The sequence below is a fragment of the Chryseobacterium sp. FH2 genome (assembly GCF_001045455.1).
In the GTDB taxonomy this organism is placed as follows: Bacteria; Bacteroidota; Bacteroidia; order Flavobacteriales; family Weeksellaceae; genus Chryseobacterium.
Map to the genome: position 1 here is coordinate 57,687 of NZ_LFNE01000003.1, position 25,780 is coordinate 83,466.

Sequence of the window (25,780 nt, forward strand, 5' to 3'; positions counted from 1 at the left end):
AAATGGCAAATGATTCCATTTTTTTAAGGCTGACCTTTGTTTCAGTATTAAAAACAAAAAAAAATGGAAAAAAGAAAATTAGGAAACAGCAGATTAGAAGTATCTGCATTAGGATTTGGTTGTATGGGATTAAGTTTCCCAAACGCACCTGCAAAAGAAGAAAACATTAAATTATTGCGTTCGGCATTTGAAAACGGAATTACTTTTTTTGATACCGCACAAGCCTATGGAAACAACGAGGAGCTGGTTGGTGAGGCACTTGAACCTATTCGCAAAGAAGTTGTGATTGCTACAAAATTCGGTTTCAAAGACGGCAACTTTCAGTTAGGTTTGGATAGTCATCCCGAAACCATCAAAGCAGTTGCAGCCGCTTCGTTGAAAAAACTAAAAACAGATTACATTGATTTGTTTTATCAGCACAGACCCGACCCGAATGTGCCGATTGAAGAAGTTGCAGGTGCAGTAAAGGACTTAGTACAAGAGGGGAAAGTAAAGTATTTCGGTTTGTGTGAGGCAAATGTAGAAACCATCCGCAAGGCACACGCTGTTTTGCCTGTTACCGCTTTACAGAGCGAGTATTCCATGTTTTATCGTGAACCCGAAAATGAAATCATTCCGACATTGGACGAATTGGGGATTGGTTTTGTGCCTTTCAGTCCATTAGGCAAAGGATTTTTGACAGGAACAATAAACGCAGACGTGGAGCTGGATAAAACTGATGCGAGAAATATGTCGCCACGTTTTAGCAAAGAAAACAGAGAAGCCAACCAGGCATTGGTTGATTTGGTAGTTTCCCTTGCGAAAGACAAAAATGCTACGCCTGCACAAATTGCATTAGGTTGGTTATCGGCTCAAAAACCATTTATTGTGCCAATTCCGGGAACATCGAAATTGCATCGCTTACAAGAAAACATAGGTGGGGTAAACATTTCAATGTCTGACGTTGAATTAAACAAAATCAATTCGGCATTGGCGACAATCAAGATTGTAGGCGAACGCTATCCTGCACAAATACAGCAAAAATTGGGCAAATAATTAATGCAGCGTGAATAAAAAATCCCGTGTTGGTGACGAGGGTTTGGCATAATGGCTGATGAAATTTGGCACATTCTAATCTTACAATCCACGATTCAACTACATCTTTCATTGATTGGGCTACATAGAACGTAATTTACCTGATCATCTTTGTACTATCATTTTACAACATAAAAATTTAAAGAAAAATGGAAAGTATCAGAGGAAAAGTAGTAGCTGTTACCGGTGCGAGCAGCGGTATCGGAGAAGCGATTGCACGCCATCTGGCTCAATTGGGGGCAAAGGTAGTTTTGGGAGCCAGACGTGTGGATAATTTAAAAACGATTGTAGAGTCCATTTCTTCAGGTGGCGGAGAAGCTGTTTACAAAAAACTGGATGTAACCGACACGGAAGATGTGGCTGCTTTTGCAGGTTATGCGGTGGAGCAATACGGTACATTGGATGTATTTGTGAACAATGCCGGACTGATGCCGCTTTCGATGATTAACAGTTACAAAATCAAGGAATGGCACCGAATGATTGACGTAAACATTAAAGGCGTTTTACATGGCATTGCTGCGGCACTTCCTATTTTTGAAAGCAAAGACAGCGGGCAGTTTGTAAACATCACTTCGGTTGGCGACCGCTGGGTAGGGCCTACTTCCACCGTTTACAGTGCTACAAAATTTGCTGTGCGTGCCATTTCCGATGGTTTACGCCAAGAAGTAAGTGCCAATATCAGGGTGACATTGGTAGCGCCGGGAGCAACGGAGTCTGAATTGGCAGAAAGTATCTCAGACCCTGATCTGAAGAAACTGGCCATTGAAAAATTCAGAGCGGATCTACTGCCGGCATCTGCTATCGCAAGGGCTGTAGCTTATGCAGTATCCCAACCAGCTGACGTGGACGTTAATGAAATCGTAGTAAGGCCTACCGCACAGAAAGCATTGTAATCATGGAACTACATTTTGCCTATCGCTGGGTAATCGTTCTGCTCTACTTAGGAAATATAGCCTGTTCAACAACAGCACAAGAAATGAAAGCTTCGGAGAAAACAGTAGCCCGTCAATTTGAAAAATGGAAAAACGGCGAAGCGGGCTTTTTCGACCTTTTGGCAGACGATGTTCATTGGACAGTTAGCGGCAGGTCGCCTGTTTCGGGTGTTTATGACGGAAAAACGAATTTTATGGAACGTGCCGTAAATCCTATTTTAAGCAAATTAAAGACACCATTAAAATCGGAACTGATTAGCCTTACCTCAGACAGTTCATTTGTATGGCTTCATTTCAGGGCGAAAGCGATTGCGCAAAACGGTGAAGTTTACGAAAACACCTATGTGTGGGAAATGCGGTTGGAAAATGGAAAAATCACGAGCGGCATCGCATTTCTGGACACCTATGAATTAGCTCTTTTAATGAATCAACAGGAAAAGACAATGTACAGAACAATAGAAGAAACCAAGGAATATATCGGAATGTGGGTCACGAAAGACGGTCATATCCGCCACGAATTATTACCCAAAATGGGTAAACGCACAACGGATTGAAGTTTCAGGTGGAATGAATATATAAAACAGGAGAATGATGTCAACAAAAAAAATCCTTCCGCCTCTTGTAATCGGGATCATGAGTGCCGTTGCCGTTTCTTTGACATTAAGCCAGGGCTTATATACGTGGGTTTTGTTTATTGGCTGGTAAGCTTCTTCCTGTTCGGTAAAAGTCTAAAACAGATATTGCTGACATTTATTCAAATTGTATTAGGATTTGGGATTGCCGTACTCATGTTGCTCAAAGGACATTTTCTAAGCGGAATAGTAGGCGGTACCGGTACGGGAATAGCCATTGTATTCGTAATGTCCCTTTTTATGTATTTCGTTCCGAAACTGAAACCGATAAATACCATACCTGCCTATTTCTTGGGGCTAATTACCTTTTTCGGTACCCATCCGAAACTTGACGTGGCAGAAATCAGCGTAATAATTGGCACAATCATGCTGGGATTTGCTTTTGCGTGGGTCACTGAAAATGTAAATTCAAGATTGGCCAAGTAAAGAAAACATGAAAATTTATTAAGTAATTTAGCAAAATGGAAAATACATTCCGCTTTCATTCAATATCCGAATTTCACGATTTCTGTAATCTTCCCAAGCCTGAACATCCGTTGATCAGCCTGATTGATTACAACAAGGTTTCTTATCCGGTAAACGATAGCGAATTGAAATGGATACAGCATTTTTATTCTGTTGGTTTAAAGCGGAATGTCAATGCTAAATTTAACTATGGGCAACAGCAATACGATTTCGATTCTGGTGTTTTGACATTTGTTTCGCCGCTTCAATTTCTGAAAATCGAAATCAATCAGGATATTGTGGCTGAACCGACGGGCTGGCTTTTGCTCATCCATCCCGATTTTCTTTGGAACTCATCGTTGGCAACGAAAATAAAGTCTTACGACTTTTTTCAGTATGCGGTTAATGAAGCACTTTTCTTATCCGATAAAGAAGAAACGGTTATCGTGGAAATTCTTCAAAGCATAGAAAAAGAATACCAATCCAATATAGACAAGTTCAGTCAGGAACTCATCATTGCACAGATTGAAATGTTGCTTATTTATTCCGAGCGGTTTTATGAACGTCAGTTTATCACCCGGAAAAAATCAGGCCATGAGTTATTGGAGCGATTTGAGCAAACTTTACTGGACTATTTCAAAAGTGAAAGGCCATTAGAAAACGGTATTCCAACTGTCAGGTCTATTGCTTCGGAATTGAACATTTCAAGCAACTACCTCGGAACACTTTTACGATTGCACACCAAGCAGAATACCCAACAGCACATTCAAAATAAGCTGATTGAGTACGCAAAATTACGGTTAAGCAGCACAAATCTGTCCGTTAGCGAAATCGCCTACGAACTTGGGTTTGAACATCCACAGTCGTTCAACAAGCTTTTCAAAAGCAAAACCAATTTAACGCCTTTGGAGTTCAGACAGTCGTTTAATTAATAAAAAATATTCGCTGAAAATCACTTTTTGCAACGATATAAGAATAACAGCCCAATGTTTTGAAAGTGTCTTTAATATGGATTTAGGCAATTTTATCAGACTTATTTGGAACTTAGAAACGGGAAGATGAACCGGACTAAATTTCTGAGTGCGTTTCGTGAGGAGCTAAGACGGAGAATGGGCGAAAAGGATGAAGTGAAACAGCGAGTCGAAAGCAATTACCATCAGAAAAAACAAGACATTGTAAAGATTATCAACATGAAATAGGAGCGTATTAAAAATGACCCGGATTTGCAACATTTTCTGAAATAATCCGGATTTGCATGTGGTCAAGTATAGATAAAATTTGTTAGGACGAAATATTTGCTGAAGATAATAATATACTAGTTAATACCAAATTATATTTTGTACTACCACAGACTTTCTTGCCTTTTCTGCGAAAAGGGTGAAAAAACATCGGAACTCGTCTTTTTGTTCTGGGAATTTTTTTAAAAGGATAAAAAACTATGAATTTTTGCGTAGATATATAGGAGAAATGCTGGTGAATAGAAAAAAAAATTGGCGAAAAATAAGTGGGAAATATTGAATAAAATAATAATTTACTAAAACTGTGAACTAAAACTGGTGCTAATAAAGTGGAAGATTTATTGAGATTTAAGGATGAAAATCAAATTATGTTTTGATTGTCGATTTGATGTCAGCGCCTATTTCAACTTTCAGTCTTAGCACCGTATTTTTTTATCTGCATTTGTGTTATAAAAAAACAAAACATTCATCAATCCAAAGAAAACTTAAGATAAAATATTTGTCGGCTCCTGACAATCAAATCATCAAAATAAATTTTATATTAGCGGTAGAGATAGCTTTGTGTAAGTTATATATAAATCAGATTGGTGCAATGCGTAAATTTAGAAGTTAGCAGACATTTAAAAAAACATAACGAAAACATCTAAAGTTTAATAATTTAATACAGAAAAAAATGAGAAACAATATTTATACTTTGTTATTAATATTTTTATTCACAGGCGTTAATGCTCAAGAATATTCAAAATTAATAAATGAAGCTAATAAATTATATGAAACAAAAGATTATAAAATGTCTACTGATTTATATGATAAAGCTTTTAAAATTGAAAGCAAAAATCCAAGTCATCTATATAATGGCGCATGCGCATCTTCATTAGCAGGAAATACAAAAAAAGCATTTAAATGGTTGAACTTAGCAATAGAAAAAGGTTGGACAAATCTAAAGCACTTAAATTCTGATACTGATTTAGAAAATTTACATTCAAAAAAAGAATGGGAAAAAACAGTTGAAAAGTTAGAAAAAAAATTAGAGTTAATAGAAGCAAATTATGACAAGCCATTGCAGACTGAATTATTGACAATTCTTGACGAAGACCAAAAATATAGAATTCAAATCCATGAAGCTCAAAAAAAATTCGCTCAAGATTCTAAAGAAATGCAAGACCTTTGGAAAATGACAATGCAGAAAGATTCAATTAACTTATTAAAAGTAAAAAAAATATTAGATGAAAAAGGTTGGGTTGGTAAAGACAAAGTAGGCGCACAAGCCAACAATGCATTATTTCTTGTAATTCAACATTCAGATTTGGAAACGCAAAAAAAATATTTACCAATGATGAAAGAAGCTGTAACAAAAGGAAATGCAAATCCAGGTTCTTTAGCTTTGTTAATTGACAGAATAGAAATTCGAGAAGGTAGAAAACAAATATACGGAAGTCAAATAGGAATCAATCCAAATACTAATACTCAATATGTCTTACCTTTAATTGATCCTGACAATGTAGATAAAAGAAGAACAGAAGTTGGTCTAGGTTCAATCTCTGACTATGTTAAAAATTGGAATTTAATTTGGGACGTTGAAAAGTATAAAAGTGAATTACCCGAATTAGAAAAATTAAATAAATAGAAAAAACGTTTGCTAACAGCAATTTGCAAAAATTGCAAGTTTAGGTTATAATGTAAAGTTGGTTTTGTATTTGCAAAGTCAGTTTTTAACCGAAGTTAGAATTCCTTAATCAATCACTTCTGGAAGCTGCAAAACGTTATAGGCAATTTTACACACTATAAAATAATTCTCTCTATTCTAAACAAGCTTTTAACACAAAAAAGAAGCCCACGCCGTTGTATATATTCTTGAGTATTTAGTGAGTGTTCACGACCTTACCCTGCGGGTGTACAAGCACTCTCATTATTTTTTCCGTTATCCAATGATCAACTCGATTCCAGCTTTTTCTGCTTTGTATTTTATTTTGGTCTGCAATTCCTATCTTGTCATCCTGATTTTTAAGAATAAGTGTGCCTGCTTGTTGCTGGGTGCAGAAATTGATAAGTTTCCGGCTATACAAATGAAGCCGATGACTCACATACCTACTTTCCAAATTTTCTGTTTTATACAATGCCTTTTGTTTCCGCTTGGCTCCATTTCCCAAACGGGCATAGGCGACTCCGGCTTGAATCCTTTTCTGACTTGCCTGGATTGAAAGCCTTCGGTATAAAAACTCCTCTTTCGAGCCAATATTGATTCGCATATTGTTGGCTTTTGCTACTACTGGATGTTCTAGAGATTTCCAGAGATAAGGAAGCTTCGGCAATGATTTCGGATTTTAAAAGATGCTCTTCTTTTTCAAAATTCAAATACTGCAAGCCAATAAATTTTCCCGTCTTTTAGCTGGATTTGCGAAGTGCAAAGTTTTATCTCTTCTTTTAATAGACGTTCCATCATCAGTCGCTTATCAGAGTAGTCTTTTTCTAAATATGTTTTAACAGGAACTGCAAACATATTGAAGCAAAACGCTTTCCTTTCGTTGCCTCATCATATTTCATTTAACTAATGCAGTTAACCGGAAGCGGAATTGGAATGTCTTTTTTGAAATTTCTCAACGATTTTGTTCCTTGCCAGTAGTCGGCTTTATTTTTAGAGAAGGTTGATTGAATCGTATTGTTCAAGCTTCCTAGAATATCTGTCGAGATTTCTCCTTTGAAACGGTCGAATACCAGTCGTGCAGTGCTAGTGGTTTTAGAACGGTTAAACATTCTCATCTAATCTTTGTTTTTATCAGCCAACTTATATTGGATTTCTTCTGTAAGACAAAAGAAATCCTTGATAATTTCCTGAACATACAGATGGAAACAATTAAATTAGACGCTCGGAAACAGCGGTCCTGATTGCGACCATGCGAAATCCGGAAAATGAAACGGAACTCACCAAGCCCAAAAATGTTACAGTTATAAAATTGGATGTGACAAATCCTGAACAAATTTCTGAAGTAGTAAACCAAGTAACTGCAGAATATTCGGTAGATGTGGTGCTGAACAATGCGGGCTATGGTGTAGTTGGCATATTAGAGTTGAGTTTACGGGAAATTTTCCAGAGGGACGAATTGGGGACATTTTCGACTTAATATTTAAGAAGGCTAAGATAGCATCAGCAAAAGCTGATTTGATATAAAAACCCCTGCACTTAATATCAGACCATTCAACGAAAAACATATCAATCAATATTTAATTTCGTAAATTTAAGCCCCAATGTAAGTAGTAATGGCAAATGGTAACATAAATGCTCGAACGTTGCACGAGCTGTATCAGCAGCTTGGCCTTTCTACCGATTCCCTGGAAAAAGAATCGGGTTTTACCATACATTACCTCGAACATACTTTCAAAGATTTGCCATTCCGTTCAGAGCCCTTTCGCCCAAACTATTTCAGTTTTCTGTTTATCAAAAGTGCCTTTGGACATTACACAATTGACGACCAGCGGTTTGAAGTGACCTCAAATACCGTCTATTTTACCAATCCAGGGAACTATAGGATATTTGAATGGGAAAAACTGGAACATACCTGTCTAATAACTTTTGGGGAAGGTTTTTTAAAGGAATATGTGCACGATGATGTATATCGTGATTTTTCTTTTTTGTTATCAGAAGTTGTTTCACCGCGTGTTTTGACACCGCATCAATTTGACCAGGTGGAAGAGTTGTGCAATCAGATACATAAAGAGTATAAAGGCGATGCCCTTTACAAGAATAAAATTATCGGGGCGCTTGTTATTGCTTTGCTATTAAAGATCAAAGAATATTTCTTTCAGGATTACAATCCTATTTATGAAGGGAACCGAGGCTCTCAAATTGTAAAAAATTTCAAACTAAACCTTGAACGACATTTTCGAGATTTGATCAGCGGAAAAACAAACACCCAATTAAGGGTTCAGGATTATGCGGATTTACAGTCGCTACACGTCAACTATCTGTCGAGTGTCATCAGCAGTAAAACGGGAAAACCCATTAGCTCTTGGATAGCCGACAAAAGTATTACAGAGGCTAAAGTAATGCTCCAGGACGAAGGTCTCAGCATCAAGGAGATTGCTGCCCGTTTAGGATTTCTGGAAACGCCCCACTTCAGCAATTACTTCAAAAAACACGCATCAGTCAGCCCCGCCGAATACAGAAAACAGTATTTCAGTAACCTTTCTTAGATATTTGCAACACCTGCTATGATCCTTGTACGTTAGCAGGGGCTGTAATGTGCCAACTTTGTCTTATCAAATTAACAATGATAAAAACAAAGTATTATGAGTACATTAAACAACAAAGTGATCCTTGTGACCGGAGCGTCAAGAGGAATCGGTGCTGAAGTAGCACAAAGGCTGGCTACCGCCGGCGCAAAAGTAATCGTAAACTATGCTGGTGGAAAAGATGCTGCCGATCAAGTAGTTTCTTCTATTAAGGAGCAGGGAGGCGATGCTATTGCCTTACAAGCCGATGTAAGCAATGCCGATGCGGTAAAGCAGCTATTCGACAACGCCATCAATCATTACGGAAGGATTGATGTATTGGTCAACAATGCGGGCATCATGATCACCAAACTGATCAGAGACACTACTGACGAAGACTTTTCACGTCAGTTCGACATCAATGTAAAAGGTGTCTTCAATACGCTTCGTGAAGCGTCAACACGTTTGGCAGATAACGGTTCAATTATCAATTTCTCAACTTCGGTAAATCGCCTGATGCTACCAACCTATGGCACATACGTAGCTACCAAGGCAGCCGTGGAACAACTGACACGTGTATTTGCAAAAGAGGTAGGAAATAGAGGTATCAATGTCAATTCTGTTTCTCCAGGTCCTACCAATACCGAACTATTTACTAATGGTAAACCACAGGAAGTCATCGACCGACTAGCTTCTTTCTCTGCTTTTAACCGTATCGGCGAGCTGCAGGATATCGCTAAGGTAATTGTTTTTCTGGCGAGCGATGATGCAAAATGGATTTCTGCACAGAATATAGGGGTAAATGGCGCTATGGCATAACCATGCTAATCAATAACACTTAAAAAGAAAAATATGAAAACTTTACCGATTGCAATAACTTTTGGCCTGTTCGGGGCGGTTGCGGTAACCGTCTCTTTCTCTCAGGAGTGGCCTACCTGGGTAATGTTTATAGCGTGGGTCAGCTTTTACATCTTCGGCAAAACGTGGCGAAGTTCACTTTGGGTGTTCCTGCAAATCGTATTGGGTATGTGTATGGCGGTACTGATACAGCTAACCGCTGGATTATTAGGACAGTTGATCGGAACTTTAGGTTTTGCTGTCTCAGTGTTTCTTTACATAGGATCATTGGCTTACATCGCGAGAACAAAAACATTAAACAACATACCGGCATGGTTCCTTGGTCTAATCATCCTGTTTGGAGTTCATCCTCCACTTGAACCACTGCCCATACTGCAAATACTTATTCCAATAGCAGCAGGTTTTGTATTTGCATGGCTCAACAATATGGCAGTCGAGAAGATACATGGTTACCAATCACAGAAATCATAACCTCACTGAGGTCTATTAAAAAAATCATTATAAAATTTATAAAAAATTCAGAAACAATGAACTCATTAAAGAATAAGGTAGCCATTATTACAGGCTCAGGAAGAGGCTTGGGAAAAGCCATCGCAGAACGTTATGCCGCTTTAGGTGCAGACATCGTGTTGAACTATTCAAGGAACAAGGCTTCGACAGATGAAGTGGAAAGCAACATCAAGGCTATGGGTGCTAAGGTAATCTCAGTACAGGCTGACGTAAGCAAGGTAGCCGATATCAAGCACCTGTTTGAAGAGGCAAAGAAAGCATTTGGCAAAATAGATATTGTCGTTGCGAATGCTGGTATTGAAATGGTGGAGACACCTGTTACCCAGTTTACGGAAGAGCAATTTGACCGTTTGTTTTCCATCAATACTAAGGGTGCTTATTTCACCATGCAGCAGGCTGCGCTGAATGTCGAAGACAATGGACGGATCATTTATATTGCGTCAAGCACCACTGCTTTTCCTGTTCCTGGTATGGCAGTTTACGGAGGGAGTAAAACGACTCCAAGATACCTGGTGGATGTGCTGTCAAAAGAGATTGGGCACCGTGGTGTAACCGTTAATACCATCATTCCTTTTGCGGTAGATCATTCAGGAATTTTCGCGGAAGAAGGCAGTTATCCTGAATTGAGGAAATCCCTGATTGATAGCTGCCCGATGGGAAGATTAGCGGAAGTGGAAGATGTAGCCAACATTGCTGAATTTTTCGCCAGCGATCTTTCCTCTTTTGTAAACGGACAACATTTATTGGTAAATGGAGGAGCCACTCAATAATTATTACCAATGAGTATATTCAAAAAAATATTACCGATTCTGCTCCTGTGCTCCTTACAAGCATGTGGACAGATCGGTAATCATCAACATAAAACAGTTAACCAAATGGAATACGGAAAAATCAGCAATCCAAAAGTAAAAGTCGCCATAGAAGCATGGCAAAAAGGAGATACTACTTTATGGCTTTCCTTTTTTACAACGGATGCCCAACTCCTTGATGATGGACATTCGAGAGATTTTAGAAAATTTTCCACTGAGGCCATCGGGCATGAACGTTTCACAAGCATTGATAAAGTAGAAGACAACGGGATGTCTGTTTACGGGTACTTTCATAGCGATATCTGGGGGGATTTTAAAACGTATTTTAAATTTCATCTCGATGACACAGGCAGGTTTGACAAACTGGAGATTGGGCAGGCAAGCTATTAAAATCTAAACATTTGCTGTTACACAAAATGTATTCTGACATTTTGAGCAAAGCAAATTTGGCATTCTGAGCAAACTAACTTATATTTATTACCGGTAATTTTGCTTTCAAAATATGATTATAATGAAAGCAATAGTTTTAAAAGAATTTGGTCCGGCGGGAAACTTACAGGTAGCTGAAGTACCAACTCCGAAGATAGCGGAAAATGAAGTCTTAATACAGGTAAAGGCATTTGGGATAAATCCTTTGGATGCACATGTAAGAGCAATACCGGATTGGTGGAAATTAGTTAGCGGTTCAGAGGTTACAGAACCGTATATGATCCTGGGATGGGATGTGGCAGGTGTTGTCACAAAGATAGGAGAAAACGTCACCAAGTTTAAAGAAGGAGATGCCGTCTATGGTTTGATAAGGTTTTTAGGTGCTGGTAATGGCTATGCTGAGTATGTGTCGGCTCCGGAAACCGATCTGTCTTTAAAGCCCGATAATATCAGCTTCGAGGAAGCTGCGGCCGCAACAATGGCTGTGCAAACAGCATGGGTTTCGCTTGTTCACTATGGAAAAATCAAAAAAGGCGACAAAGTGGTAATTACAGGTGCTTCAGGTGGTGTTGGACATTATGCCGTACAGATTGCAAAAAGTTTTGGAGCCTATGTAGTGGCAGTTTCTTCAGCAGAAAATAGAGATTGGGTTCTTAGTTTGGGAGCAGATGAGTATATAGACTATAAAACTCAAAATTTTGAGGAAATCGTCAAAGATGCGGACCTGGTACATGATGCTGTTTGGAGCGAAGACGAAACTCACCTTGCCCGATCACTAAATGCCCTTAAACCTGGCGGAACCTTACTTAGCTTAATGGTTTTTCCTAGTGTTGACTTTATTGAGGCTGCAAAAGAGAAGAAAAACATTACCGTAGTTCGTGCCAATTTATCGGATACACCAGATAAGCAGGAAGACATTGAAGCAATTAATGCTTTACTTTCCGCAGGAAAAATAAAATCGCATGTATCCCAGGTTTTTCCTATGGAAGAAACTTATAAGGCACACCTTCAGATTGAAACCCATAGCACGGTAGGAAAATTAGTTGTTGTTCCATAAAGCGATGCAGGTGGTAATTAACCTGCTTATTTATTTGAGAGAGGACTAGTCATTATTAAAGAGCGTGTTAGAATTAATGTAAAAATTTAGGAGCTACTATGGCAGTACAGACTAAAAATGATTTCAACGAAATTGTATGTTCCGTTACCGAAGAAAAATATTATAAAGATGATCTTTTTTTTGATTATCATTCTTTTGTAAGGGTTTTGTCGGGCGAAATGAAAGTAATCCAGGCTGATAAAACCTATGTGTTTGGTTCCGGAAGCACTTTCCTTTACCCAAGAAATCAGCTCTGCACTGTAATCAAATATCCTCTTGATGGAAGGCCATACAGATCAATTGTGATGACATTAAAGCCACAGCGTTTGGAAGATTTTTACAAGAAGCAGAATGTCATATCAAGCCAATCTCCCTCTTCCCAAATAAAAAAGTTTGCCCCCAGTCCTTTGCTGGATAGTCTTTTCGACTCTTTATTACCTTACTTCCGTTTAGACAATCAATTGCCGGAGAATTTAACGGCATTGAAGATTGAGGAAGCCATTAGTGTACTTCGGGCAATTGACAAAGATGTAGATGGAATACTGGCAGATTTTTCCCAACCGGGTAAAATTAATCTGTTTGATTTTATGCAAAAGAACTACATGTTTAATCTCTCCCTCGAAAAATTCAGCTATCTGACAGGCAGAAGTCTTTCTGCTTTTAATAGAGATTTCAGGACTGCCTTTCAAACTTCTCCGCAAAAATGGCTTACAAAAAGGCGTCTGGCACTGGCTAAGCAAAAACTAAGTGAGGAAAAAAGAAAGCCTGTTGATGTGTATTTGGAGGTTGGATTTGAAAATCTGTCTCACTTTTCTTATGCTTTTAAGAAACAGTATGGGTACGCACCAAGCGAAATTTCATAATAGTAATTCATAATAAAATCTTTGATTTTCATATATCCGACAGGAGAAATTAATCCTAATTTTATAAAATAATTAGACTACAGATGGCTCAAACATTAGATATACAGGTTATTGAACAATTACGCGATGTTCCGGATCTTACTCCCGTAACCAGGGAGTATTATGAAGATTGGAATATTCGGGTTTTTAATAGGGAGCAATTCGCTTGCAAAAACTATCTGTCGCCAAACCGTCGCGACTTCTACAAAATATTATTTATCACTAAAGGCATTGGCATATTTACAGTAGGGGCAAATACCTATTATATAGAAGAACCTACCATCCTGTTTATCCACCCCAATGAAATTATATCGTGGAAGAACCTATCTGACCATTCAGGAGGTTACTATTGTTTGTTCAAAAAGCGATATATCGAGCAATTCCCTTCCCTGAAGTCCATTATTGAAAGATACCCGTTGTTTAATAATGCTGCGAAAAGCGTTGTACGGCTGGACAAAGACACTACACAGGTGATTGACGAATTATTCGCAAAAATGCACCAGGAAGCGATAAACGGCGGTGATTATTATGAGGATAGTTTGCAGGCATACATTCAGTTAATAGTTGTGGAAACGATGAAGGCTGCTAACTTTCCTAAGCCGGATGCTATCAATGAAGAAATGAGGCATATTTATCATTTTTTTCAATTATTGGAAGAGGAAGCTGCTAATATCAATTATAGCCAACCGCTGAGGATAAAGACAGTTAAAGAATTTGCCTCGGAACTTGCAGTGCATCCCAATCATCTAAATGCCTTATTAAAGAAGTATACCGGACAGAATGTCAGTACACACATTCGCAGTAGAATTTTGGACGAAAGCAAAACGTTATTAGTCCAGACAGATTGGTCTTTACAAGAGATCGGTTTTGCTATCGGCTTTGCCGACCAACCTAATTTTTCGCAATTTTTCAAAAAGAACACTGGAGTAACGCCAAACGAGTTTAGAAAAGAATATAAAATCAAATCTTAACTATTGATAGCAAACATCTTATAATCAGATTTAATAAATGCGGGAAGAATTTTAAAATTAATTTTTAGCACACAATATTTAATTGAATAAAATGATAGCAACAAAAGGATATGCAGCACAATCTCCAACTACAGCGTTGGCTCCTTGGGATTTTGAAAGAAGAGAGGTAGGCCCTCATGATGTGCAATTTGACATTTTATACTGTGGTGTTTGCCACAGCGATTTACATCAAATCCGTGACGAGTGGTTCGAAGGGATTTTCCCCATGGTTCCGGGTCACGAAATTGTAGGCAAAGTGGTAAAAGTGGGCGATAAAGTAACCCGTTTTAAAGTAGGCGATCTTGCCGGAACCGGCTGTATGGTGGACTCGTGCAGAGAATGTACCAATTGCAAAAACAATCAGGAACAGTATTGCGAAAACGGGAATGTTCAAACGTACAACGGTGTAAATCAATACACAGATGGTATGCCTACTTATGGCGGCTACTCTGATACCATTGTCGTGAACGAAGATTTTGTTCTTCACATCTCGGAGAAACTGGATTTAGCAGCAACAGCACCGTTACTTTGTGCAGGCATTACAACTTACTCGCCATTACGTCATTGGAAAGTGGGCAAAGGACACAAGCTTGCCGTTTTGGGCTTAGGTGGTCTGGGACACATGGCCGTGAAATTCGGAGTAGCATTTGGAGCCGATGTGACGGTACTTAGTACTTCGCCTAATAAAAAAGAGGATGCTGAAAAATTAGGCGCACACCATTTTGTGGTAACTTCTGATGAAACCCAACTGAAGTCTGTAAAAGGAAGTTTTGATTTTATAATAGACACGGTGAGTGCGCCACATGATTTTGCACTTTACCTTTCCTTGTTGAAAACCGACGGTACACATATTTGTGTAGGCATACCTACAGAACCGGCCCAAATCCCTCCATTCTCTATTGTGGATGGCAGAAAAAGCCTTGCAGGATCTTCCATCGGTGGGATTAAAGAAACACAGGAAATGTTGGATTTTTGCGCAGAACACAACATCATCTCCGATATTGAATTAATCGATATCAAAGACATTCAACAAGCATATGACAGAATGGTAAAAGGCGATGTAAAATACCGTTTTGTGATAGATATGAAAACCTTGTAAAATAATTTAAAAAAAAGATAAAAGCCTTGAATTTACTTGTTCAAGGCTTTATTATTTTAGGAAATGTGGTGTGCGTTTATAAATTAATTAAATGAAGCTATGTACTCCAGCGGAGAAAGAGCTGTTTTACTCTTAAACAGTCTATTCAATGACTGTGGCCTTTCAAATCCTAACTGATAGGCAATTTCTGCAACGGACAAACGGGTGGTCGATAAAAGGGTTTTAGCCATTTCGATCACTTTATGTTGAATGTGATGCTGTGCGCTCTGGCCGGTAGATACCCGCAGCATTTCGCCTAAATAATTGGCCGATAAATGCAGCTTATCCGCAAAATACTGTACAGAAGGCAAGCCTTTGACCAAAGCATCTTCACCAGCGAAATATTCATCCAGTAGTTGCTCGAAACGAGCTGAAAGATTATCGCTTTGTGGTTTCCGGGTAATGAACTGGCGATTGTAATAGCGATTGCCATACACCAGCAACAGGTCAATATAGCTAACAATAGCTTCCTGGCTAAAGCTATCTATGTTGGTGTGATATTCCCGTTCAATTCCTGCCATGATCTCACGAATATGCTTTTTTTCCTTCTCCGATAGGAAAAGTGCCTCATTTACGCTATAATCAAAGAAGCTGTATTGCTTGATTTTTTTTGCTAACGCAAACGACTGGATAAAGTCTGGATGGAAGGTAAGCATATAGCCGTCTGTTACATTTTCCGATTGGCGCTCGACGCTTACTACCTGGCCGGGTTTAAAAAAGGACATGACACCTTCGCTGAAATCATAAGTTTTTGGGCCATATCTTAATATGCAGTCGGATCCTTGCTTTATAGAAATGCAATACAGGTTTAAGATGACCGATGTGCCGGGCATAGGGTTATTATAATTGACTTTTGAAAAATCAATGATACTTACCATCGGATGCTCAGGCTTATTCAGTTGCAGCAATTCATGATAAGCCGCAACGGAATTGACAGTCTGGAATATTTGTTCCTGTTTTTTCATTATTTCAAATTTACTGTTTTTTCAAGGACGAGTTTAAAAAATCAGCTTCCCACTTGCTCTTGTGCGAAACAGGAAGCTGCATAGTATTGTGGTAAAAGTCTAAAAGGATTGGTAAATATTCCGGTCGCCGGTTTCTGCTCCGATAGGAATAATGGCATCTATTCTGTCCATATCTCCATCTGTAAGCACAACCTCCGTTGCCGCGATATTCTGTTCCACATACTTCGCTTTTTTTGTGCCCGGTATTGGTGTGATACCCTTAGCAATGATCCAGGCGATAGCAAGCTGTGTGGAGTTAACACCTTTTTCAGCAGCGATCTTGTTGATTTCGTTGATCAACTCGATATTCTTATAAAACTGCTCACCCTGAAAACGTGGGATAGAACGCCTAAAATCATCGGCTTCAAAGTCATCGGGGCTTTTGATCTGCCCGGTAAGGAAACCTCTGCCCAACGGCGAGTAAGCTACCAACCCAATCCCCAATTCTTTTGTAGTTTCATATACGCCATCGGCTTCGGCTGCACGCTCAAACAGGGAGTATTCATTCTGTACGGCAGTAAGCGGAAATGCTGCATACGCCTTTCTGATCTGTTCGGCAGTTACTTCCGAGATGCCGATATATTTAACCTTGCCTTCCTTCACCAGTTGCCCCATTGCACCAACGGTTTCTTCAATAGGCACTTCAGGATCTGGGCGGTGCAGATAATACAGGTCGATATGGTCAGTCCCTAAATTTTTCAAGGAACGCTCTACAGCTTTTTTCACGTATTCCGGCTTGCCGTTAATACCCCATGTAAGCTGTTCATTGTCATCAATCTCAAAACCGAATTTGGTGGCAATAATGTATTTATCCCGGTTTCCTTTGATTGCTTTACCCACAAGCCTTTCGTTAAGCAAGGGACCATAAAGGTCGGCAGTATCCAGAAAATTGCCGCCAAGTTCCAATGAACGGTGGATGGTGGCGATTGATTCTTTCTCGTCTGCCTTACCGTATGTGTTTACATTAACGGAGGGGCTCATGCCCATACAGCCTAAACCTACCAATGGGATTTCAAGGCCCTGATTTCCTAATTTTTTCGTTTTCATTACTTTAATTTTTAAAGAGTTAATAATAATTTCTAATTGATGAAACAAAATTATCAGCTCCTATAAGGAGGGATGTTGCTCTATTATCTGATGTTGTATCCGAATTATGGTTTTTTCAAAACAGAGGTGTAAATCAGGGAGTTTGACCCAATCGGAAGGCCATCTTTGAAATTCATAAAAACGACTTTGAACCACATATCCTGTTCAGGCTATCACAGTCCGAACTTTGTGATATAAAATTTATCAAAAAAATTTATTGATTATGGACACTAATAAAACATGGTTCATCACGGGAGCCGCAAGAGGTTTCGGATTTGAGATCGCCAAAGCAGCCTTAGCTAAAGGCGATAGGGTAATTGCTACTGTTCGTAAAGGAAAAGAACAATTAGCAGCACAATTCAACAGTAACAACCTATTCGTAGTTGAAATGGACGTTACCGACGAAGTGGGTGTTAATACTGCCGTAAAAGAAGCATTGGCACATTTTGGAAAAATTGATGTATTGGTCAACAATGCGGGCTTTGGTCTATTGAGTGCCGTGGAAGAAGGCAGTGACAGCGAAATCCGTAATATGTACGAAACAAACGTATTCGGGTTGTTAAAAGTATTGAGGGCAGTACTGCCGCATTTCCGGGCACAGCATTCAGGGCATGTCATCAATATTTCTTCAGTAGGTGGATTGACCGGCTCTGCTGGTTGGGGATTGTATAGTTCTACCAAGTTTGCCGTAGAAGGTATTACAGAGGCTTTGGCAAAAGAATTGGCTCCGTTGGGCATCTATGCTACTGCGGTTGAACCTGGCTATTTCCGCACCAATTTTCTTGATGGGTCATCCCTTGCAACTGCTAAACAGGTAATTGATGACTATGCCGAAACTTCAGGGAATATGCGAACCTATGCAGGCGAAGTGAGCTATAAGCAACCAGGTGATCCGGCAAAACTGGCAAAAGCTATTCTAAAAATTGCTGATGCTGAGCAACCACCGGTTCATCTTCCGTTAGGTAACGATACGCTAAAAGCCTACCGTACAAAAACTGCATCTTTCGAGCTGGATATACAGGACTGGCTGGATGTTGTGACCAGTACAGACCATGACGATGTTCATCAGCCTGCGGCTAATCATTAATTTACTTTTCTAAAGAGCAGCTTATGTCTCGTCAAAAATCTATAATACTCATGTTCGCCGCCAGCCTTTGCTGGGCGGCGGGCTTTATCACTATGGGCAGCGTACTGAAGTCAGTAAATGCCGTTACACTTCTGTTTTTGCGATACTCTATAACCGCTATTGTACTGGTTCCGATTATCCTGAAAACGGAACGTTTCGACTTTCCAAAGAAAAACAATATCCTGCCCATCGCGGGAATGGCAGTATTCAATGTACTGCTCATGAATTTAATGATGTTTGAGGGATATAAAACCACTACCGGAACAAATATCTCCATTATCTCCGCCATGAACCCATTAACCATATCTTTTTGGTCTTTTGTCATACTGAAAGTCCGCTTTCGCTGGTTGCAGGTTCTTGGTGCTTTTGTTGCCTTTTTCGGTGTACTGGTCATGGTCTTCCATGGCGATCTGCAAGCACTGGTATCATTACAGTTCCATCAAGGAGATTTATGGATGATTGCTGCTGTGTTCAGTTTTGGGCTTTCTGCTATATGTTCAAGGTTTGCTACCCAATCTATCAGCCCCCTTAATGCTTTGTTTTACTCAAGTATAATCGGTTTGGTTGTATTGCTTCCTATGGCAATAACATCGTTTAGTTCGCCAGTATGGGACGCTAAATTGATTGGGCAAATTTTACTGATAGGCGTTGTTTCTACAGCATTGGCGCAATGGTTTTTCAATTTGAGCATTAAAAATCTCGGTGCGGCGGAATCTGGCTTCATTATCAATTTCAATCCAGTATTCGGTGTATTGATTTCCCTGATCTTTCTTGGTGAAATGCCCGTATGGGGTCAGCTTATTGGATGGCTTATCATTATGGGTGGGACTGCAATGTTCTATAAGAAGTTCCTTCCGAAGCAGGCAAAGGATGTCATTATCAACAAGTAACTATAACTGTCGAAACTAAATACAATTAGCTATGAGTAACAATAAAGTTTGGATGGTCACCGGAGCTGCAAGGGGATTGGGTAACGAGATTGTAAAAGCAGCTTTAGCCGAAGGCTATAAGGTAGTGGCTACGGTCAGAAAAAATAAAGAGCAACTCCTTTCAGACCTAAATAGTGAAAACCTGCATGTAGTGGCGATGGATGTCACCGATGAAGGGCAAGTGAAGGTCGCAGTAGAGGAAGCCGTTGCTTATTTTGGGCGTATTGATGTATTGGTCAACAATGCCGGTTTTGGATTATTGAGTGCTGTAGAAGAAGGAACGGACAAGGAAGTCCGCAATATGTACGATACAAATGTATTCGGACTATTGAATGTGTTACGAGCAGTGCTCCCATATATGCGTATGAAATTGCAACCTCAACTGATCTTGATGATGTCAAGAATTAAGAAATCATAATTAAAAAATTAAATATCAAAACGATGAGCAATAATAATATCTCTCTCACCTACAAATTAGGAGGAGAAAGTGAAATCAACAGACTTGGATACGGTGGTATGCAATTAACCGGTTCCGGCATATGGGGCGATGCGCCCAACAGGGATTTAGCAGTACGTCTATTGCATTCAGCAGTGGAAAGCGGTACTAATTTTTTTGATACGGCAGATGCCTACGGCCCCAACACAAATGAGGTGCTTTATCATGATGCCTTGCACGCATATTATGATAAAATCGTGATTGCGACAAAAGGAGGCTTGCAACGAAGCGGCCCGAACCAGTGGCATGTAAACGGTGAGCCCGAATACATCGCATCTACGATAGAAGGTAGCTTGAAGCGCCTGCAATTAAACCAGATAACACTATGGCAATTGCATAGGGTAGATCCCCGCGTTCCCATCGAAGAAACACTTGCGCCTGTAGCCGATACACTGAAAAGCGGAAAGGTCAAATATGTGGGATTGTCAGAAGTTGATGTAAAGACCATCGAACGTGCCAGAAAGGTAGTTCCTGTGGTTTCTGTACAGAACCTGTATAATCTCTCTGAGCGTTCGTGGGAGCCTGTTCTTGATTACACTATTGAGCAAAACCTTGCCTTTATACCGTGGTATCCACTGGCTTCCGGCCCTGGCAAGATGCAACAAAACATTCAGGCGATTGCGGAGAAACACGGTGCTACGACGGCTCAGGTTGCATTGGCCTGGTTGTTAAAGCGTTCAGATAACATTCTTTTGATTCCCGGCACTCGTTCTCTTGCGCATTTGCAAGAGAATATGGCAACAGTTCAGGTCAAGCTGACTGATGAGGAATTCAGCTTACTATCAAAATCATTTTAATTATTTATAAATCAATAAAATGAAAAACAATAATAAAAAACCGGTATGGTTTATCACAGGATGCTCCACCGGATTCGGACGAGAATTGGCAAAACAATTATTTGAAAAAGGCTACAATGTTGTAGTTACCGCAAGAGACACAACTAAGTTGAGCGATTTGGTAGCTGGGCACGAAGATAATAGTTTGGTACTTCCATTGGATGTAACCAATAAAGAACAAGTACAAACCGCTGTAGCAAAGGCAGAGAAAACCTTCGGGCGTATTGATGTGCTGGTGAATAACGCGGGGTTCGGATATTTCAGCAGTGTAGAAGAAGGCGAAGATGAAAAAATCCGTGCGCAGTTTGAGACCAATGTTTTTGGATTGATATATGTTACACAGGCCGTCCTTCCAGGTATGCGTAAAAATAAAAGCGGTCATATTGTAAATTTTTCCTCCATAGGCGGCTTACGCTCCTTCCCTGCATTGGGATTTTATCATGGGACTAAATATGCCGTAGAGGGAATTTCCGAAACATTGGCTTTGGAAACCGAACCTTTTGGTGTTAAAGTAACATTGGTAGAACCAGGCCCTTTCCGAACAGACTGGGCAGGACGTTCAGCATTTCTAACTCCTGTAAAAATCGCGGAGTATGATGTCACAGTAGGAGAACGCATACGCATGACAGAAGGGTATAGCGGTAAACAAAAAGGAGATCCTGTTAGAGCGGCAGTGGCTATTATCAAAGCCGTTGAAGCAGAAAACCCACCACTTCGTTTGTTACTTGGAAAGGGTGCTTATGATCTTGCAAATGAAAAATTAGAATCGCTAAAGGCAAATTTTGAATTGTGGAAGGATGTTTCTCTAGGTGCGGATTTTCCTGATGGAGAATGATGTATTGCTATAGGAGTTTCTAATTGATTGAAAGAGGATGTGTGTATATGCACATCATCCTTTAGATATTTTATCTAATTCATAAAAATTAGTATTTCTCAATATGAGCTTTTTAGAATATACATTTGACCCTTAAAGTAAACAGATACTTATGATATAGTAATATATTTGCATTATGAAACATATAAAGGCACCCGCGGCGTTAACGATGGCTCCTTATAACCAAAGGGAACTTAAACTGAACGGTTTTTCAGTTGTAGAATCGTGTACGCATACTGTAAACAATAAGGGAGCTATGTATCTGGAAGAGCACATGCTTCTATTCGTGAAGCAAGGTGTGAATATCCTCAAGGATGGAAAGACTGAATTTGTTGTACGCAAAAATGAGATGGTATTTCTTAAAAAGGCTACGCTTGTGGAATACCACAAAACGGGTGATGCGGATCAGGACAATCTATACATCAGTCTGATGTTTTTTTTAAAAGATGAATTTCTGCAGGATTTTATCAAAATGGCCAATATCAAATCTGTCCACACTGAGGAGAGAGTAAGGATTTTGGTTAAACCTGTAAACGAAAGGCTGTTGCGTTTTTTTGAATCTATAGAGCCTTATTTTAATGAACCTGAGAACATTGATGCCGGACTGATAAAAATAAAGATGCTGGAGCTGTTATATGACCTTGCCGGAACAGACAAGAACCTATTTCAGCAATTGCTACAGATGAAACAGCCGGTACGCACAGAAATTCCGGAAGTAATGGAGAAAAATTATACCAGTCCTGTATCTTTAACAGAGCTTGCTTATCTATCAGGAAGGAGTTTAGCCAGTTTCAGGCGCGACTTTCAAGCTATTTACAATATGGCACCTTCTCAGTGGATTCGCAACAAGAGGTTAGACAAGGCAAAGGAAGTGCTGGAAAATACTTCCATGGCCGTTTCCGATATCTGTTATACGCTGGGTTTTGAAAATCCAGCTCATTTTTCAAGAATATTCAAAGAACATTTTGGCTATCCGCCTTCTAATCTACGCCAACAGCAAGCATAAAAAATTGCACTGCAGGTCTAAGTCTAACTTCTGCACATCAGCCGCATAGCGCCCAGCCGTATTTTAGTATAATGGATTTAGTTTAATGTATCGTTGTTGTATTTGTTTCTGTACTCCAATGGCGACATTCCAGATATTTTTCTAAACACTTCCCGAAATGCTTTTACGTCTGAATAGCCGACTTCATACATTACTTCGTTGATGTTTTTTCTACTTGTTTCAAACGATTTCTTTGCTGCTTCAATTTTTACTCTTTGTGCGTATTCAATAGGTGTGTTGCCTGTCGCCTTGATAAAACGCCTGTCAAAATTTCGTCTTCCAACTGCGAATTTTGATGCTAAATCTTCAATGGATATTTTTTCTTGCAGGTTGTTTTCAATGTAATCTTGTGCTTGTTTAATTACTTCATCACTATGCGATTTTTGTCCCGAAAAGATAATAAAAGCCGATTGATTTTGTCTGTCCATTTCAATTTGAAAAACTTTGGAACAAAAAATAGCCGTTTGTCTGTCAAAGTGTTTTTCTACCAAATAAAGAATAAGATTTAAAAAAGAATAGGCACCACCATTTGTGTAAATTCCATTTTCGTCCGTTATCAGTCGGTCGGTTTGTAAATTTACTTTCGGAAACATTGTCCTGAAAGTGTCTGCAAACGCCCAATGTGTTGAACAAGTTTTTCCGTTAAGCAAACCCGAAGAAGCCAATAAAAATGCACCCGTGCAAATGCTTGCTATCTCTGCACCGTTTTTATATTGTTCTTCAACCCACTCAACCAATGATTTATTTTCTTTCATTGCCTTTTGAAAATTGTGGTTTAAAGACGGAATGATAATTAAATTGGTCTTTGTAACTTTTGAAATATGAGTATGCGGTCTGACGGAAAATAATCCATTATGAAAGTTCACTTTCTTTGAGATGCCAACTAACTCTATTTCGTAGCGTTCTTTTTTTGTTTTCTCTTTCCAAATCGTGTTAGCCCTTGTCAAAATTTTGTATGCACCAATGATACTGCTCAAATTATTATCGCCATTAGGAACTATTATAGAAATATGTTTCATTGGAAATTTTTCTACAAAGTTAAGAAATCATATTGTCCAAATCAACCCCTTACAATGTCTATATTACACCCTTAAAATTACTAATTTGGACAATACCTTTGTAACATAAAATAAATATAATGGCACGGATGATTGCAATTTATAAAACTCCAAAAGACCTTGAGGCTTTTAACAAACACTATTTTGAAGTACATATTCCATTGGCAAAAAAACTTCCCGGATTAATAAAATACGATATTGGCATAAGCCCAATTATTTCAACAACAGGGCATTCAGATGTTTATTGCATTGGCACTTTATACTTTGAAAGTTTAGATGCGATTAAAGTCGCATTCGCTTCTCCGCAAGGGCAAGCGTGCGCCACAGACAGAAGAATTTTAGCCCCGAACAATGACGTTCAGATTTATTTGTTTGATGCTGTAGAGGTGTAGCCGCAAATAATTTAATTGATATAATAATTAAAACAAGAAAAATGGTAGAAAGTAAAAACTATAATTCAAATTTTTTAGTTGAGCAAAGTCCTGAAACCGCGTTTAATGCTATTAAAAATTTTCGTGCCTGGTGGTCGGAAGAAATTGAGGGAAACACCGATAAACTTAACGAAACATTTTTCTATCACTACAAAGATGTTCATTTGAGTAAAATAAAACTGATTGAAATTGTTCCCAACAAAAAATTGGTTTATCAAGTTGCGGACAATGAGTTCAATTTTGTTAAAGACAAAACCGAATGGATTGGCAATAAATTGATTTTTGATATTTCCGAAGATAACGGAAAAACAAAAGTTCAGTTCATACACGAAGGATTAGTTCCCGAATATGAATGTTATCAAGTTTGTAATGATGCCTGGACAAGTTACATACAAGGCAGCTTGCAAAGTTTAATAACAACAGGACAGGGAAAGCCAAACGCAAAAGAAGGCGGACTTAATGCAGAATTAGTTGAAAAATGGGGTTTGCCTAAAAAATAAATTGTCAGCCGTAAAAAGTAACATAAAATTGAAATTGGCAATATCAAATTGTGGGTTATAGCAGTTTTGCTATTTTGTTATACATTAGATTTTGAAAATCCTGCTCATTTTTCGAGAATATTCAAAGGACATATTGGCTACTCGCCGTCTAATTTTCATCAGCAATAAGTATAAAGAAATCCGTAGAATATTACTACGGATTTCTTGTATACAGCTGTACATAAATTGTTTATGCTTTCCTCAATCAGATGTATTCATGATTTTTAACTTGGGAAGTCTGTTGAAAAGCTAATTTCTTTCCATTCTTCCAATTCTGTTTCAAAAGTCTGGATCTTATCTTTTGCAAGATGATAGGAATCACTTCCTAAGCATAGATGAACCGGAGGATTTGGGTGATCTGCAAGCGTAATCATCACTTCTGCTGCTTTTTCGGGATTACCCGGCTGTTTGCCTGCCAATGTAGCGATGATCTCTTCCTGGGCTTTATGAATTCCATCATAGTCGTCTATTGTGCTTGCGGAAGGAAATACTGCCGAGTTTCCTAAAAAATTCGTGCGGAATCCACCTGGTGCAATCGTCGTTACCTTAATACCAAGCGGGGCTAAATCTCTTGCCAGACCTTCTGAGAGTCCTGTTACCGCAAATTTGGTAGAAGAATAAACAGACCAGCCATACCCTGAATAAAATCCGAACATAGAGGATATATTCATCAAATAACCGGCTTTTGCTTTCCTGAAGTACGGCAACACTCCTTTGATGACATTAATAGTTCCATATAGGTTTACATCAAAGCTTTGTTCGATTTCATTATCACTAAGTTCTTCCAACGCTCCACCTATTCCGTAGCCTGCATTATTAACAACCACATCAAGCTTTCCAAATTTGTCATAGGTTGCTTTAATGGATGCTGCGACAGAAGATGGATTGGTTAAATCTACTTCCAGAGGCAGGAAGTTTCCTTCATATCGTGAATCAACGGCTTTTTCGAGTGCACTACGTGATCTTGAAGTTGCGGCTACCTGATATCCTTTTTCTAATAGTTTTTTTACCAGGGCCAGGCCCAATCCTTTGGAGGCCCCAGTTACGTACCATATCTTATTCATTTGTTTATCGG

At 39.1% G+C, this 25,780-nt stretch carries 30 protein-coding genes; 25 read left to right on the forward strand and 5 right to left on the reverse strand.

Going from position 1 to position 25,780, the window contains the following annotated elements:
• The first annotated feature begins 63 nt into the window (after nucleotides 1-63).
• The 7 genes from ACM39_RS05345 to ACM39_RS05370 all read left to right on the forward strand — a co-directional run bounded on the left by ACM39_RS05345 (nucleotide 64) and on the right by ACM39_RS05370 (nucleotide 5,947).
• Complete coding sequence (locus ACM39_RS05345) at nucleotides 64-1,035, forward strand: aldo/keto reductase (protein ID WP_048510008.1); 972 nt, start codon at nucleotides 64-66, stop codon at nucleotides 1,033-1,035.
• Between the two features lie 188 nt (nucleotides 1,036-1,223).
• The gene (locus tag ACM39_RS05350) at nucleotides 1,224-1,967 is read left to right on the forward strand and encodes an SDR family oxidoreductase (RefSeq protein WP_048510009.1); all 744 of its coding nucleotides are present in this window, start codon (nucleotides 1,224-1,226) and stop codon (nucleotides 1,965-1,967) included.
• Between the two features lie 83 nt (nucleotides 1,968-2,050).
• Complete coding sequence (locus tag ACM39_RS05355) at nucleotides 2,051-2,560, forward strand: nuclear transport factor 2 family protein (protein ID WP_165585092.1); 510 nt, start codon at nucleotides 2,051-2,053, stop codon at nucleotides 2,558-2,560.
• Nucleotides 2,561-2,686: 126 nt separating this feature from the next.
• The gene (locus tag ACM39_RS05360; protein ID WP_048510011.1) at nucleotides 2,687-3,064 is read left to right on the forward strand and encodes a DUF1097 domain-containing protein; all 378 of its coding nucleotides are present in this window, start codon (nucleotides 2,687-2,689) and stop codon (nucleotides 3,062-3,064) included.
• A gap of 35 nt (nucleotides 3,065-3,099) precedes the next feature.
• The gene (locus ACM39_RS05365) at nucleotides 3,100-4,014 is read left to right on the forward strand and encodes a helix-turn-helix domain-containing protein (RefSeq protein ID WP_048510012.1); all 915 of its coding nucleotides are present in this window, start codon (nucleotides 3,100-3,102) and stop codon (nucleotides 4,012-4,014) included.
• 126 nt (nucleotides 4,015-4,140) lie between these two features.
• The gene (locus ACM39_RS19005) at nucleotides 4,141-4,281 is read left to right on the forward strand and encodes a hypothetical protein (protein ID WP_131701425.1); all 141 of its coding nucleotides are present in this window, start codon (nucleotides 4,141-4,143) and stop codon (nucleotides 4,279-4,281) included.
• A gap of 712 nt (nucleotides 4,282-4,993) precedes the next feature.
• On the forward strand, nucleotides 4,994-5,947 hold the full coding sequence (locus ACM39_RS05370; protein ID WP_048510013.1) for a DUF6624 domain-containing protein: 954 nt from the start codon (nucleotides 4,994-4,996) through the stop codon (nucleotides 5,945-5,947).
• A 235-nt stretch (nucleotides 5,948-6,182) separates the two neighbouring features.
• Here ACM39_RS05370 and ACM39_RS19355 read toward each other — a convergent pair whose 3' ends face one another.
• A complete protein-coding gene (locus tag ACM39_RS19355) occupies nucleotides 6,183-6,632 on the reverse strand; it encodes a hypothetical protein (protein ID WP_053073293.1) in 450 nt (149 codons plus the stop codon).
• A gap of 582 nt (nucleotides 6,633-7,214) precedes the next feature.
• Here ACM39_RS19355 and ACM39_RS19010 point away from each other — a divergent pair.
• From ACM39_RS19010 to ACM39_RS05420, 10 genes are all read left to right on the forward strand, one after another.
• Nucleotides 7,215-7,442 carry an SDR family NAD(P)-dependent oxidoreductase gene (locus ACM39_RS19010; protein WP_053073294.1) on the forward strand — a complete coding sequence of 76 codons (228 nt, stop codon included), beginning with the start codon at nucleotides 7,215-7,217 and terminating at the stop codon, nucleotides 7,440-7,442.
• A gap of 166 nt (nucleotides 7,443-7,608) precedes the next feature.
• The gene (locus ACM39_RS05380) at nucleotides 7,609-8,511 is read left to right on the forward strand and encodes a helix-turn-helix domain-containing protein (protein ID WP_228377060.1); all 903 of its coding nucleotides are present in this window, start codon (nucleotides 7,609-7,611) and stop codon (nucleotides 8,509-8,511) included.
• A gap of 96 nt (nucleotides 8,512-8,607) precedes the next feature.
• The gene (locus tag ACM39_RS05385) at nucleotides 8,608-9,348 is read left to right on the forward strand and encodes an SDR family oxidoreductase (RefSeq protein ID WP_048510015.1); all 741 of its coding nucleotides are present in this window, start codon (nucleotides 8,608-8,610) and stop codon (nucleotides 9,346-9,348) included.
• 33 nt (nucleotides 9,349-9,381) lie between these two features.
• Entirely contained in the window at nucleotides 9,382-9,858 is a 477-nt protein-coding gene (locus ACM39_RS05390) for a DUF1097 domain-containing protein (RefSeq protein WP_048510016.1), read from the forward strand.
• Nucleotides 9,859-9,914: 56 nt separating this feature from the next.
• Nucleotides 9,915-10,667, forward strand: a complete 753-nt coding sequence (locus ACM39_RS05395) for an SDR family oxidoreductase (protein WP_048510017.1) — start codon at nucleotides 9,915-9,917, stop codon at nucleotides 10,665-10,667.
• 105 nt (nucleotides 10,668-10,772) lie between these two features.
• Nucleotides 10,773-11,096, forward strand: a complete 324-nt coding sequence (locus ACM39_RS05400) for a hypothetical protein (protein WP_048510341.1) — start codon at nucleotides 10,773-10,775, stop codon at nucleotides 11,094-11,096.
• Between the two features lie 121 nt (nucleotides 11,097-11,217).
• Nucleotides 11,218-12,192, forward strand: a complete 975-nt coding sequence (locus tag ACM39_RS05405) for an NADP-dependent oxidoreductase (protein ID WP_048510018.1) — start codon at nucleotides 11,218-11,220, stop codon at nucleotides 12,190-12,192.
• A 98-nt stretch (nucleotides 12,193-12,290) separates the two neighbouring features.
• A complete protein-coding gene (locus ACM39_RS05410) occupies nucleotides 12,291-13,094 on the forward strand; it encodes a helix-turn-helix domain-containing protein (RefSeq protein WP_048510019.1) in 804 nt (267 codons plus the stop codon).
• Between the two features lie 83 nt (nucleotides 13,095-13,177).
• Nucleotides 13,178-14,104, forward strand: a complete 927-nt coding sequence (locus tag ACM39_RS05415) for an AraC family transcriptional regulator (RefSeq protein WP_048510020.1) — start codon at nucleotides 13,178-13,180, stop codon at nucleotides 14,102-14,104.
• Nucleotides 14,105-14,195: 91 nt separating this feature from the next.
• Nucleotides 14,196-15,242 (forward strand): NAD(P)-dependent alcohol dehydrogenase, encoded by a 1,047-nt coding sequence (locus ACM39_RS05420; protein WP_048510021.1) that lies wholly within the window; start codon nucleotides 14,196-14,198, stop codon nucleotides 15,240-15,242.
• Nucleotides 15,243-15,325: 83 nt separating this feature from the next.
• On the opposite strand, the gene ACM39_RS05425 is transcribed toward ACM39_RS05420, so the two are convergent.
• Nucleotides 15,326-16,246, reverse strand: coding sequence for a helix-turn-helix domain-containing protein (locus ACM39_RS05425; RefSeq protein WP_048510022.1), 921 nt, complete (start codon nucleotides 16,244-16,246; stop codon nucleotides 15,326-15,328).
• A gap of 99 nt (nucleotides 16,247-16,345) precedes the next feature.
• Nucleotides 16,346-17,332, reverse strand: a complete 987-nt coding sequence (locus tag ACM39_RS05430) for an aldo/keto reductase (protein WP_048510023.1) — start codon at nucleotides 17,330-17,332, stop codon at nucleotides 16,346-16,348.
• A gap of 262 nt (nucleotides 17,333-17,594) precedes the next feature.
• Here ACM39_RS05430 and ACM39_RS05435 point away from each other — a divergent pair, with 262 nt between their 5' ends.
• From ACM39_RS05435 to ACM39_RS05460, 6 genes are all read left to right on the forward strand, one after another.
• The gene (locus ACM39_RS05435; protein WP_048510024.1) at nucleotides 17,595-18,458 is read left to right on the forward strand and encodes an oxidoreductase; all 864 of its coding nucleotides are present in this window, start codon (nucleotides 17,595-17,597) and stop codon (nucleotides 18,456-18,458) included.
• A gap of 23 nt (nucleotides 18,459-18,481) precedes the next feature.
• The gene (locus tag ACM39_RS05440; protein WP_082140534.1) at nucleotides 18,482-19,387 is read left to right on the forward strand and encodes a DMT family transporter; all 906 of its coding nucleotides are present in this window, start codon (nucleotides 18,482-18,484) and stop codon (nucleotides 19,385-19,387) included.
• Between the two features lie 31 nt (nucleotides 19,388-19,418).
• The gene (locus ACM39_RS05445; RefSeq protein ID WP_082140535.1) at nucleotides 19,419-19,844 is read left to right on the forward strand and encodes an SDR family NAD(P)-dependent oxidoreductase; all 426 of its coding nucleotides are present in this window, start codon (nucleotides 19,419-19,421) and stop codon (nucleotides 19,842-19,844) included.
• A 23-nt stretch (nucleotides 19,845-19,867) separates the two neighbouring features.
• Nucleotides 19,868-20,719 carry an aldo/keto reductase gene (locus tag ACM39_RS05450; RefSeq protein WP_048510026.1) on the forward strand — a complete coding sequence of 284 codons (852 nt, stop codon included), beginning with the start codon at nucleotides 19,868-19,870 and terminating at the stop codon, nucleotides 20,717-20,719.
• A gap of 19 nt (nucleotides 20,720-20,738) precedes the next feature.
• Nucleotides 20,739-21,593: an oxidoreductase gene (locus ACM39_RS05455; RefSeq protein WP_048510027.1), complete on the forward strand. Its 855-nt coding sequence runs from the start codon at nucleotides 20,739-20,741 to the stop codon at nucleotides 21,591-21,593.
• Nucleotides 21,594-21,768: 175 nt separating this feature from the next.
• Nucleotides 21,769-22,638 (forward strand): AraC family transcriptional regulator, encoded by an 870-nt coding sequence (locus ACM39_RS05460; protein WP_048510028.1) that lies wholly within the window; start codon nucleotides 21,769-21,771, stop codon nucleotides 22,636-22,638.
• Nucleotides 22,639-22,715: 77 nt separating this feature from the next.
• Here the strand turns inward: ACM39_RS05460 and ACM39_RS05465 are convergent, their stop codons facing one another.
• Nucleotides 22,716-23,696, reverse strand: coding sequence for a GlxA family transcriptional regulator (locus ACM39_RS05465; RefSeq protein WP_048510029.1), 981 nt, complete (start codon nucleotides 23,694-23,696; stop codon nucleotides 22,716-22,718).
• A gap of 119 nt (nucleotides 23,697-23,815) precedes the next feature.
• On the opposite strand from ACM39_RS05465, the gene ACM39_RS05470 reads away from it, so the two are divergent.
• Together ACM39_RS05470 and ACM39_RS05475 are read left to right on the forward strand one after the other, a co-directional pair.
• The gene (locus ACM39_RS05470; RefSeq protein WP_048510030.1) at nucleotides 23,816-24,127 is read left to right on the forward strand and encodes an EthD family reductase; all 312 of its coding nucleotides are present in this window, start codon (nucleotides 23,816-23,818) and stop codon (nucleotides 24,125-24,127) included.
• Between the two features lie 41 nt (nucleotides 24,128-24,168).
• Nucleotides 24,169-24,666 (forward strand): SRPBCC family protein, encoded by a 498-nt coding sequence (locus tag ACM39_RS05475; RefSeq protein WP_048510031.1) that lies wholly within the window; start codon nucleotides 24,169-24,171, stop codon nucleotides 24,664-24,666.
• Between the two features lie 263 nt (nucleotides 24,667-24,929).
• Here the strand turns inward: ACM39_RS05475 and ACM39_RS05480 are convergent, their stop codons facing one another.
• Nucleotides 24,930-25,769 carry an oxidoreductase gene (locus ACM39_RS05480; protein ID WP_048510032.1) on the reverse strand — a complete coding sequence of 280 codons (840 nt, stop codon included), beginning with the start codon at nucleotides 25,767-25,769 and terminating at the stop codon, nucleotides 24,930-24,932.
• Nucleotides 25,770-25,780 lie beyond the last annotated feature (11 nt).